This window comes from Alloalcanivorax balearicus MACL04 (assembly GCF_025532145.1).
Taxonomy (GTDB): domain Bacteria; phylum Pseudomonadota; class Gammaproteobacteria; order Pseudomonadales; family Alcanivoracaceae; genus Alloalcanivorax; species Alloalcanivorax balearicus.
Genome location: NZ_ARXS01000004.1, coordinates 128,305 through 139,599 on the forward strand (window position 1 = coordinate 128,305; position 11,295 = coordinate 139,599).

At 61.0% G+C, this 11,295-nt stretch carries 12 protein-coding genes; 5 read left to right on the top strand and 7 right to left on the bottom strand.

All coding sequences use genetic code 11. The annotated features are described in order from the left end of the window. Window positions 1-18: 18 nt before the first annotated feature. The 6 genes from MA04_RS05150 to uraH form a co-directional block, all read right to left on the bottom strand. Window positions 19-1,386 (bottom strand): 8-oxoguanine deaminase, encoded by a 1,368-nt coding sequence (locus MA04_RS05150; protein WP_163121751.1) that lies wholly within the window; start codon window positions 1,384-1,386, stop codon window positions 19-21. A 163-nt stretch (window positions 1,387-1,549) separates the two neighbouring features. Beyond that, window positions 1,550-2,299, bottom strand: a complete 750-nt coding sequence (locus tag MA04_RS05155) for a GntR family transcriptional regulator (protein ID WP_262459676.1) — start codon at window positions 2,297-2,299, stop codon at window positions 1,550-1,552. Between the two features lie 49 nt (window positions 2,300-2,348). Then, complete coding sequence (locus MA04_RS05160; protein ID WP_262459677.1) at window positions 2,349-2,849, bottom strand: ureidoglycolate lyase; 501 nt, start codon at window positions 2,847-2,849, stop codon at window positions 2,349-2,351. Then, window positions 2,846-3,832 carry an allantoicase gene (gene alc, locus MA04_RS05165; protein WP_262459678.1) on the bottom strand — a complete coding sequence of 329 codons (987 nt, stop codon included), beginning with the start codon at window positions 3,830-3,832 and terminating at the stop codon, window positions 2,846-2,848. Before alc ends, MA04_RS05160 begins: the two co-directional genes overlap by 4 nt. A 31-nt stretch (window positions 3,833-3,863) precedes the next feature. Beyond that, window positions 3,864-5,078, bottom strand: a complete 1,215-nt coding sequence (locus tag MA04_RS05170; RefSeq protein WP_262459679.1) for a urate hydroxylase PuuD — start codon at window positions 5,076-5,078, stop codon at window positions 3,864-3,866. A 13-nt stretch (window positions 5,079-5,091) separates the two neighbouring features. Continuing rightward, window positions 5,092-5,445 (bottom strand): hydroxyisourate hydrolase, encoded by a 354-nt coding sequence (gene uraH / locus MA04_RS05175; protein WP_262459680.1) that lies wholly within the window; start codon window positions 5,443-5,445, stop codon window positions 5,092-5,094. A gap of 85 nt (window positions 5,446-5,530) precedes the next feature. Between uraH and puuE the strand changes: the two genes are divergently transcribed. Together puuE and uraD are read left to right on the top strand one after the other, a co-directional pair. Continuing rightward, on the top strand, window positions 5,531-6,436 hold the full coding sequence (gene puuE / locus MA04_RS05180) for an allantoinase PuuE (protein WP_262459681.1): 906 nt from the start codon (window positions 5,531-5,533) through the stop codon (window positions 6,434-6,436). Next, the gene (gene uraD / locus MA04_RS05185; RefSeq protein WP_262459682.1) at window positions 6,429-6,959 is read left to right on the top strand and encodes a 2-oxo-4-hydroxy-4-carboxy-5-ureidoimidazoline decarboxylase; all 531 of its coding nucleotides are present in this window, start codon (window positions 6,429-6,431) and stop codon (window positions 6,957-6,959) included. Before puuE ends, uraD begins: the two co-directional genes overlap by 8 nt. On the opposite strand, the gene MA04_RS05190 is transcribed toward uraD, so the two are convergent. Further along, window positions 6,939-8,180, bottom strand: coding sequence for an amidohydrolase family protein (locus tag MA04_RS05190; protein WP_262459683.1), 1,242 nt, complete (start codon window positions 8,178-8,180; stop codon window positions 6,939-6,941). The genes uraD and MA04_RS05190 overlap by 21 nt on opposite strands. Before the next feature lie 223 nt (window positions 8,181-8,403). Here MA04_RS05190 and wrbA point away from each other — a divergent pair, with 223 nt between their 5' ends. From wrbA to MA04_RS05205, 3 genes are all read left to right on the top strand, one after another. Then, a complete protein-coding gene (gene wrbA / locus MA04_RS05195) occupies window positions 8,404-9,078 on the top strand; it encodes an NAD(P)H:quinone oxidoreductase (protein ID WP_080531607.1) in 675 nt (224 codons plus the stop codon). Between the two features lie 107 nt (window positions 9,079-9,185). After that, entirely contained in the window at window positions 9,186-10,193 is a 1,008-nt protein-coding gene (locus tag MA04_RS05200) for an ABC transporter substrate-binding protein (protein WP_080531606.1), read from the top strand. A 32-nt stretch (window positions 10,194-10,225) separates the two neighbouring features. After that, complete coding sequence (locus MA04_RS05205) at window positions 10,226-11,242, top strand: ABC transporter substrate-binding protein (RefSeq protein ID WP_080531605.1); 1,017 nt, start codon at window positions 10,226-10,228, stop codon at window positions 11,240-11,242. Window positions 11,243-11,295 lie beyond the last annotated feature (53 nt).

The following is an 11,295-nucleotide window of genomic DNA, read 5'->3' on the forward strand; positions in this document are numbered from 1 at the left end:
AGCCTCTCTAACCGTGGATCAATCACCGTCGATCAATATCCGCGACAATTGATTGTGCCGTTCCACCAGACGTGGCAGTTCCACGGTGGTGAGTTGTCCGTCGCGCACCACCGTCTTGCCATTGACGATACTCAGCGAAACTCGTCGGGGCGCACAGAACAACAGGGCCGCCAGCGGATCGGACAAGCCGCCGGCGAAGGCGATGTCGTCCAGTTTCCAGGCCACCAGATCAGCGCAGTAGCCAGCCTGAATACGCCCCAGATGATCACCGCGCCCCAGTACTTCGGCGCCGCCGCGGGTAGCCAGCCGCAGGGCTTCGCGGGCCGAAAGGGCTGCTGGATCTTCGTCACGGACCCGCGCCACCAGCATGGCCTGGCGGGCCTCTCCCAACAGATCGTTGCCGTCGTTGGAAGCGGAGCCGTCCACGCCCAGGCCGACACGGACACCGTTATCCAGCATGCGACGGATCGGGGCGTGGCCCGATGCCAGGCGCATATTGGAACAGGGGCAGTGGGCCACGCCGGTGCCGGTGCGGCCGAACAGCTGAATGCCGTGATCGTCCAGGTGCACACAGTGAGCGTGCCAGACGTCATCGCCGACCCAGTTCATTTCCTCAGCGAACTGTGCCGGTGTCATGCCATACCGCTGCTGGCTGAACGCCAGATCCTTGCCGTTTTCGGCGGTATGGGTATGCAGTCGCACGCCGAGATTGCGCGCCAGAACCGCGCTCTGGCGCATCAGATCCGGTGTTACCGTGAACGGCGACGATGGTCCCAGCGCTACCTGCAGCATGGCGTCGCTACTGGCGTCGTGGTGCGCTTCCACCACTCGCTGCATTTCCTTGAGCACCGCGTCCTCGTCCTTCTCCACCACCAGATCCGGCGGCAGCCCGCCCTGGCTTTTGCCCAGCGTAATGGCGCCACGGACACCGTGATACCGCAGGCCCATGATCGAAGCCGCCTCGATGTTGTCCTCCAGGCGGCCGCCATTGACATAGAAGTAAGCGTGGTCGGCGGCGGTGGTGCACCCGGAAAGCATCAATTCCGCCATGGCGGTTTGCGCCGACACCGTCATCATTTCCGGAGTGATATTGGCCCAGACCGGAAACAGGGCATCGAGCCAGTCGAACAGCTCGGCGTTCTGCGCCGCCGGTAAGGCCCGGGTCAGGCTCTGGAACATATGGTGATGGGTGTTGACCAGACCGGGTATCAGCACATGGCCACTGAGGTCGATGGTTTCGTCCGCCTCCCGGGACAGGGTGTGGCTCGGGCCCACCGCGCGAATGCGGTTGCCTTCGATCAGAACGGCGCCGTCACGGATCTCGGTACCGTGATCGTCCATGGTCGCCACTACAGTGGCGTTTTTCAGTAGCAAAGTGCGGCTCATCACCCGGGCTCCCTTTTTTTAAAAAGCAGAAAAGCAAAAACGCGAATCAGCGCGACCCGAGGACCGCGCGGAAGAACGTACACTGACCTGTATACCGCCACCGGTGGCGCACACTCAAACCCGGCCGAGAGGGCCGTCGCCAGGACCAGCGGTCCGTTTTACCTCAGGTGTAACGCAAGATGCTTGCCAGATCGATGTCGCCGGAGGGCTCATCCAGATCCAACAGGCCTTCAAGGGTGTCCAGGTGTTCCCGCGCCAGTTGCGCGGCCTGGTCCGCCTCGCCCTTGATAATCAGGTCGGCCAGGCGACCGTGATCATTACCAAGAAAGCAGGCGGTGATGCCCGGGGCTTTGTATAGCGCGATGACAATGGAGGTGCGCAATACCAGTTCCAGCATCATCTTGCCGAGCACCTGATTGGGGCACTGGCGAGCCAGATATTGGTGAATTGCCATGGAGCAGTGCACGCGGTGTTGGTCCTGGCCGCGCTCGTGGGCGCTCTTTTCTTCCTTGATCAGTTTGCGCAGGGCTTGTGCCTCGGATTTGCCCAGGGTGCCGGCCACCAGGCGGGTGACCTCCCCTTCCACCAGGCGGCGGGCGGCGAAAATTTGTCGGGTTTCCTCAATGCCGGGTCTGGCCACCACCGCCATTTGATTGGGGCTTTGTTCGGTGACGTGATCGGATGCCAGCCGGGTCAGTGCCTTGCGCACGATGGACCGGCTCACTCCGAACAGTTCGCTTAACGCCACTTCCGGCAGTTTCGAGCCGGGAGGCAGCCGCTGGGTGAGCACCGCCTGATAGATGGAATCGTAGATGGTCTGGTCGCTGGCCTTGCGCGAGCCCCGGCCACCAGTGGTGTGCATGGCGCCTAGCGACGCGGCGGCCTGTTTGTCCGTACGGGGATCGACAGCCATGGGTACCGTTGTTCCTTCTTTTTTGGACTAGCGGAATGTATACAGACCTTTATACGGGTGCAACCGGAAGGCGGATACCCTCCAGAAGATGTTCCTCGCAGTTGTGGCCCGGGCCTTCCCGGTCCACTACCAGGAAGTCGCCGTCAGGCGAAAGGGCCAGCAGGGGATGATGCCAGGTGCCCGCGTGATAGTTGACGCCGGTGCCGTCGGTGATCAAAAAAGCGCGCAGGTCCGCCACCGCCGGCGGTGGTCCGGGAGGGGCGACCACCACTATGTAAGGCTGGCCGGCCAGCGGCACGAACGCCTGGCTGCCGAGGGGGTGGCGTTCCATCAGCACCAAAGTGTGCGGTAGTGAGATCGGTTGTGGCCGGAACAGACTGAGAATGGCGCTGCCGTCCGTGCCGGTTTCCACTTTGGCCAGCCGGTGGTAACGCCGGCATTGGCCATCGTTGATCAGGAAGTAGTCCCGCTCATGGCTGTGGATGAGGTCGCCGAAGGGGGTGAACGCCTCCGCCGTCAACGGCTCCAGTGTCAGCTCTTGAGTGGTCATTGTATTTGGCCGAACACGCGGAAGCGGCTGATGCCGCCGTCCGGATGCATATTGAGACGAACATGGGTCACCGCATCCAGGGTCTCCAACTGGTCCTGGAAGTGGTGTATGGCATCCGGGCCCAACGGTTGCGGTGTCAGCAGCGTTGGCCAGAACATACTGGAGGCACGCAGCAGGGCGGTGTCCGCATGGTCTTCCAGACTGGCCGCTTGCACCGATACCTGAGCTGGAAAGTTGCCTTTGAAAAAGGCGGTGTCCACTTCCAGCCCGGTGACACGGCCACGGTGGCCCAGACCGATCACGCACCAGTCGAAACCCGGTTCGCGGCGGCGCCGGGTTTCCCAGCCGTCCCCCATGTTCAGGCCCCGGCCCGGATAGAGCAGGGCGTGCGGCCAGCCGTAGTGGGCGTCGCTCAGAGCCAGGACCTGGCCGCCAAGCCGGGCCGCCGACAGTTCCACTTCCTGGTCCGCGTCAACGCCGGCCCAGTCCACTCGTGGGCAGCCCAGCACACGAAAGCGCGCGACGCCGCCGTCGGGATAGAGGTTCAGACGAACGTGGGTGGCATGGCGTGGGGCAGGCAAGGTGAAGCGGTGCGGATGGTCGCCTTGCAGAGCGGTCATGGTCAGCAGGGGCTGCCAGCGAGCGGAAGCCGGATCCTCGCCATCGTCGAGGACGCAGGCGTCCACGGAGGCGGCCATGGGGTAGTTGCCGGTGAAGTGAGCGGTATCGATTTCCAGCTGGTGGACGTCACCGGGGGCGCCCAGACGCACGATTGCACTGTCGTGTCCGGGGCCGCGGCGGCGGCGGGTTTCCCAGCCATCCATCCATTTGCCGTGATCATCGAATTTGTCGGCGATGAATCGGGGGGGTGTCTCCGCCAACATGCGTTCGGCGCTGGCGAAGAACTGGTCGGTAACCGATACGATCTCGGTGCCCAGCCGGGCGGCGGCGAGATTAGGGTAGGCGATGATGGTGTCCGTCATTGGAGGCTCCATGGTTCCGGTCACTGCCGGTTTATTCCGTCTGACTGTTTTCCGAATTGTGTTCCGCGCCTTGTTGCAACCAGCGGGCCAGCAACGCGCGTTCGTCGTCGGTGATGCGGGTGATGTTGCCTGGCGGCATCACCGAAGTGGTCACGGCCAACTGGCCGATCTGGGTTTTGTGGGCGCGGATTTGCGCCGGCGTATCCAGCCGCACGCCCTTGGGTGGCGTGGCGAAGCCGGCGAAATCAGGGCGCGCCGCATGGCAGCCGGCACAGCGTTCCTGCACGATGCTTTGCACCTGGGAGAAGGGCACCGGTGGCAGGTTCGCTTCCACCGGTGCTGGTCCGGATGGTTTGGTCAGTACGATCAACACGACCAGTCCGGCCGCGCCGGCCAACGGTAATGCGATCTTGGCGGGCCGGGGCAGATGACGGATGTTGAAGTAGTGACGGATCACCATGCTGGCCGCCATCAGGGTGGCCAGAATCAACCAGTTCCAGTGGCTGCCGTAGGTACCGGGGAAATGGTTGCTGATCATGATGAACAGCACCGGCAGAGTCAGATAATTGTTGTGCCGGGAGCGTTGCGCTCCGGCCAGGCCCCTGGCGGCATCCGGTTCGCGACCGGCGGTCATGGCGTCCACCATGGCGCGCTGGCCGGGAATGATCACGAAAAAGACGTTGGCGACCATGCAGGTGCCAATGGCGGCGCCGACATGAATATAGGCGCCACGGCCGCTGAAAATCTGGCTCAGTCCCCAGGCCAGAGCCACCAGCAAGATAAAGCCCACTGCCGCCAGCAGCGCTGGACGCCGGCCCAGTGGTGAGCGGCACAATCCGTCGTACACCAGCCAGGAGAGAATCAGAACGCTAATGCCGATCAGACTGGCGGCAAGCGGGGATAACTCCGCCACCGAGGGATCGATCAGATTGGTTCCGGCATTCAGGTAATAGACCACGAACAACAGCAAGAAGCCGCTCATCCAGGTGTAATAGGCTTCCCATTTGAACCAGTGCAGACGTTCGGGCAGTTGTTCCGGCGCCACCTGATATTTCTGCAGGTAGTAAAAGCCGCCACCGTGGATGGCCCAGAGAGTACCAGCGACGCCCGGTGGCTTTTGGCCCTCTCGCTGCAGATGGTTCTCCAGCCAATTGAAATAGAAAGAAGCCCCTATCCAGGCTATGCCGACGGTGATGTGCAGCCAGCGGATCAGCAGGTTGGCCCATTCGTACAGATGCGCTTCCATCGTTTCTCCCCTGTTAACTGCCGCGGTAGGTGCTGTAACCGTAGGGAGAGACCAGCAGTGGAACGTGGTAATGCTGGTCGGGGGAGCTGATGCCGAACTGGACCACTACGTCATCTAGAAACGCCGGGGTTGATGAGGAAATGCCTTGGGCAAGGAAGTAGTCCCCCACCGCGAAGTTTAGTTGGTATACCCCGCTTATCATCGTGACGCCTTCAAGCAGCGGCGCGTCGCAACGTCCATCGGCATTGGTTTTGCATTCGGTCAACAGACGGGCCTGGTTTCCCTCCATTCGCCACAACTGGAGATCGAGGCCGGCGGCGGGACAGCCACTGCTGGTGTCCAGAACGTGGGTGGTCAATCGGCCCATGTGCGCTCCTGTGTTCATATTTAATGTCGACAATATTTATCAGTAAATGTATACATGCATGATTGATGCCAGAGTGGAGGCAAGCATGAGCAACCCGTCTTATCCCCGTGACCTGATCGGCTATGGGGCCAGTCCGCCGAATCCACGCTGGCCTGATGGTGCCCGTGTGGCGGTGCAGTTCGTGCTTAATTACGAAGAAGGAGGGGAGAATTGCATCCTGCACGGTGATCCGGCTTCGGAGTCCTTCTTATCTGAAATGGTCGGGGCCGACGCGCGCGAAGGCGTACGTCACATGAGCATGGAATCGCTCTATGAATACGGCAGCCGGGTCGGGGTGTGGCGCCTGTTGAAGCTGTTTCAACGCTATCGGATTCCGCTCACCGTGTTTGCCGTGGGCATGGCGGCGGAGCGGCATCCGGAAGTCATTCGCACCATGGTGGAGCAGGGCCACGAAATCTGCAGTCACGGCTATCGCTGGATTGACTATCAATATGTGCCGGAGTCGCTGGAGGCGGAACATATCGGTCGCGCGGTGGAGGCGCTGACACGCGCCGCCGGCACGCCGCCGCTGGGCTGGTACACCGGCCGCACCAGTCCGAATACCCGGCGGCTGGTGGTGGAGCACGGCGGCTTTCTCTATGACGCCGACGACTACAGTGATGAGCTGCCGTTCTGGACGACCGTGTCCGGGCGAAAACATTTGGTGGTGCCCTACACGCTGGATGCCAACGACATGCGTTTCGCCAGCCCTGGTGGTTTCAACAGCGGCGATCAGTTTTTCACATACCTGCGTGATGCTTTCGACACGCTGTATCAGGAGGGGGCGGAGCAGCCGCGCATGTTGTCGGTGGGTTTGCATTGCCGGCTGGCGGGGCGTCCGGGCCGGGCCGCGGCACTGGAACGGTTCCTTAAATACCTGTGCGCCCATAACGGGGTGTGGTTCGCCCGGCGTATCGATATTGCCCGACACTGGATGGAGCACCATGGCTGAAACCATCGTCCGTCTGACACCACGCCCGAGCCGGCTCAGCGAGGCCGATTTCGTCGACCGGTTCGGCGATGTTTATGAACATTCTCCATGGATTGCCAGAGAGACTTACCAGCTGGGGCTCGGCGAGCCGCAGGACACGCCGCAAGGGTTGGCGGAGGTGATGGGGCGGGTATTCCGCACGGCGGATCCGGAGCGCCAACGGGACGTGTTACGAGCGCATCCGGATCTGGCCGGCAAGGCCGCGCTGGCCGGTGAACTGACTCGGGACTCCAGCGCGGAGCAGGCTTCCGCCGGTCTTGACCAATGCACCCCGGAAGAATTCGCCCGGTTTCAAACGTTTAACGACGCTTATCAAAAGCGTTTCGGTTTCCCTTTCATTATCGCGGTAAAAGGGTTGCATCGTGGAGACATTCTGGAGGCCTTTGCCGCCCGTTTGGAGCACGACCTGGAACAGGAACGGAGGATCGCGGTGGAGCAAGTGAATCGTATCGCGTTACTGCGTTTATGTGACCGGGTCGGGTGAGACCGGAGTGCCGCCGAGCCAGGTTTGTAATGGGCGCCGCTCCAGATCGGCGGTATTTCCGCGCAGTAATTCCTCGAACCAGTCCTCGATACCGGCTTTGCCGGCCGGGCGTGGCAGCAGAACGAAGTCCGCCCTTTTCCCGGCGGTCAAACTGCCGGCTTCGCCGCCTCTCCCAAGGCAATCCGCGCCGGCCTGGGTGGCCCGGTAGAGCGCTTCTTCTGGTGTTACCGGCACACCGGCGGCACGATGCTGGTCCACAAAGCGCTGCATGACGTGCAGCATGCTGTGGCTAGGCCCTGCTCCCACATCCGAAGCCAGAGCAAACCTCAGCCGGTGCCGCCGTACCGCTTCCAGATCCATCCGGCCGCTGTCCAGGGCTTCGTTGCTTGACGGGCAATGGGCGATCCAGCTGTGCCGCTGGGCGAGGGTGTGGTACTCGCGCTGGGAAAGATGAATGCAGTGGCCAAGCACGGTGCGTGGGGTCAACAACCCGGCCCGATCATAAACGTCGGTGTAGTCCAGCGCTTCGGGGAAGGCCTCCCGGACTTCCCGGATCTCCTGCGGGGACTCAGACAAATGCGTCTGTACAAAGGCACCGGTGCGTTGTGCCAGCTCTCCCAGCTCCTTCATCAGCCGGGCGCTGCAATTGAGAGCAAAGCGTGGAGTAATGGCGTAGTGCGCGGTGCCCAGTTCCTCCAATAACGGCGCCACGGCCTCGGCGTTATCCGGACTGGCTCTGCGCAGCGGCTCCGGGGCGGATTTTTCCATGATGGCGTTGCCCAGGATCCAGTCGCCTCTGGCGTGTCCGGCGGCGATGCGCAGGGCGCCATCGTGCGGGCTGGAATAGGCCATGCCCAGGGTGGTACCGGCGCGGAGCGTATCGCTGAAGAAAGCACGGGCATGACCATGGGCCAGCCCGGCGTGCTCGAAGCCGGCTTCTTCCGGCCAGATGTGTTCGCGCAACCATTCCATCAGATCGGTCTGGAAGCGCCCGCGAACATGATGTTGCACCCAATGAATATGAACATCCGCGAAACCGGGTACCAGCAAGCCGTCCAGCTCCAGGGTGTTGCGGTCCCGGCCGTCGGCGAATTGTTCAATCCGGTCCACGTCGACGATGCGGCCGGCCTTGATCAAAAGGCCGCCGTCACTGATGTACTGCCAGCGGTTCGTGTCCAGTGGTGTCAGCAGGCTGGCTCGGATCAGCAAAGTCTTGGACATGGTCGGGCATCCCTAATGTATACATCAGGAGAGAACCATATCGCTTGATGCGAAGCGAGGGAAGCGCTTCCGTGAAGTGGACGAAAAGACTTAAAACAGTGATCAAAAAAGGGGCGAGCGCACAAATATAACGCATAAATTCGGCAAGGCTGTATCAGTATTCGGGGTGTTATCACCATGGCACGGGAGTTGCCTGTATACATTTTTTATTCAGGAATGTGCCATGACATCGATTGATTCGGACGGCGCCACTGTGTGTGTGATCTGCGACTCCCGCTACGGCAGTACCCTGGCTCTGGCGCGGGAAATCGCCGAGGGAGCGGACAGCGGCGGTGCCCGGGTCCGGCTCTGCCGGGTGGAATTGAGTGAGCCGGAATTCAGTGTCGATAGTGAGCGAGCCGACTACCGGGAGGCACAACGAATCTATCGTGAACTGCCCCGGGCCACGGCGGACGATCTGCGCTGGGCCAAGGGGATCGTCTGGGGATCGCCTACCCGCTACGGCCTGATGAGTACACCGTTACGCGCCTTTATCGACGAAGTGGCCCCGTTGTGGCGGGAAGGGGCGCTGATCGGCAAGGTTGGCGCCGCCTTTACTTCCACCGGTGGCATGCATTCCGGTAACGAGATGACATTGTTGTCTCTGCTGCTCCCATTCATGCAGCACGGGATGATCATTGCCGGTGTACCGCACAGTGTTCCCGCGCTGGTGCGCACCCGTAAGGGCGGCTCTCCCTATGGCGCCTCGGCGGTCACCGGGTTCGATGGCACCTTGTCCGTGGACGATAACGAGAAGGCGATTGCCCGCGCGCTGGGGGCGCGGGTGGCGCGACTGGCCGCGCAGGTACGACCAGAACCGGCATCGGTGGAACTGGCCGCCGCTAACCGGGAGCCCTGAAACGGGGCATGCCTCATGCTCTTTTTTATTGCAGCAAAAGGCGGCACGAAGGTTGCTTGCATACAAAACCGAGGGCCGACCAACACTTTTTTGTGGAGTCTGAAATCATGTCATTCGGTTTTTTAAAGCATCTGTTCGGATATCGTCGCACTGGCCTGGGGGTGGTCATGGCGGCGATTGTGGGGAGCGTCGCGGGTGGTGTTCAAGCCGACGACAAGGTGACCATAGGCACCAGCTGGTACGCGCAGGCGGAGCACGGCGGATTTTATCAGGCCAAGGCCGCGGGGATTTACAAGAAGTACGGTCTCGACGTGAACATCAAAATGGGTGGGCCCCAAGTGAACGGCCTGCAATTGCTGGTGGCTGGGCAGTACGACTTCACCATGGGGTATCCGATCCGCAATATCAATGCGGTGAAGGAGGGGCTCCCGGTGGTGACCGTGGCGGCGACCTTCCAAAAAGACCCCCAGGGGCTGATCGCCCATCCGCAGGTGATATCGCTGGAAGACGTCAAGGGGCGCACCGTGCTGATATCCACTTCGGCGCGCACCACCTACTGGCCCTGGCTGAAAGCCGAATACGGTTTCACCGACGATCAGGCCAAGCCCTATACCTTCAGTCTGGGTCCCTTCCTGGCCGACAAAGAGCTGGTGCAGCAGGCGTATATCAGTTCCGAGCCTTTCGCCGCGGAAAAGGGCGGCGTCAAGCCGAACATCTTCCTGTTCGCGGACCATGGTTATCCGCCCTACGCGGCGACACTGGAAACGCGTAGGGATCTGGTCGAGGGAAAACCGGATGTGGTGCGCCGATTTGTCCAGGCCACTCTGGAAGGGTGGAAGAGTTACCTGCAAGACCCGCAACGCGGTAATGCCCTGATCAAGAAAGACAATCCGCAAATGACCGATGAACAGCTGGCTTTCGGTATCGAGAAGCTGAAGGAATTCGGCATCGTCACCGGCGGGGACGCAGGGGAAAAGGGCATTGGCTACATGAGCGATGAACGCTGGGAGAAGACGTTCGACTTCATGGTGGCAGCGGGTCTGGTCGATGCCGACGTGGATTACCACAAGGCTTACACCCTGGAATTCCTGCCGCAAACGCCAGTGCTTCCCTAGGACGCCGGCCCCAGTTGGTGAAAAGGAGAACGATGATGAGATTTTCTCTTAAGGCCTGGACGGGTTTTCCGGGTGAACGTTTGCGCGGGTTGCTGCTGTGTTGTGCTTTATCGATCCCTGCTCTGGCGACGGCGCAGCAGCCACTGACCAAGATCACTTTTGGCACTAACTGGTTCGCCCAGGCGGAACATGGTGGTTTCTACCAGGCGAAGGCCACCGGTATCTATGAGAAGTACGGACTCGATGTGACCATCACAATGGGTGGGCCGCAGGTGAACAATCTGCAGCTTCTTCTTGCCGGGCGGCAGGATTTCACCATGGGTTATCCGATCCGCAACCTCAATTCGGTGAATCAGAACATGCCCGTGGTGACCGTGGCGGCGCCATTCCAAAGCGATCCACAGGCTTTGTTGGCGCACCCTCACGTCAAGTCGCTGGAGGAGATAAAAGGGCAGCCGGTGTACGTCTTTTCCGGCGCGCAACAGACATTCTGGCCCTGGTTGAAGCAACGTTTCGGATTTTCCGACGATATGATTCGCCCCTATACCTTCAGTGTCGCGCCGTTCCTGGCGGATAAGAGCGTGGTGCAACAGGGCTATGTCACCTCCGAGCCATTCGCCATGGAGCAGGGTGGCGTCAAGCCATCCATCTTCCTGTTCGCCGACTACGGCTATCCCCCCTACGCTCAGACCATCGAAACCACTCGGGAAATGATCGAGGACAACCCGGAAGTGGTGCGTAAGTTCGTGCAGGCGTCCATGGAGGGGTGGAAAAGTTACTTTGAAAATCCGGCGCCGGCCAATGCCCTGATCAAGAAGGATAACCCGGAGATGACCGATGCCCAGATCGCCTTTGGCATCGGCAAGATCAAGGAGTATGGCCTGGTGGCCGGTGGTGATGCCGCCACCAACGGGCTGGGAGTGATGACGGATGACCGCTGGAAAGCCACCTTCGACTTCATGGCGAAGGCCGGGCTGGTGCCGGAGGATATGGACTATAAGCAGGCTTATAGCCTGGAATTCCTGCCCAGCCCGCCGGTGATGCCATAACCGATTATTCTGATGGCACGGTAACTGCATACATTCTGCTCAATAATGGTATA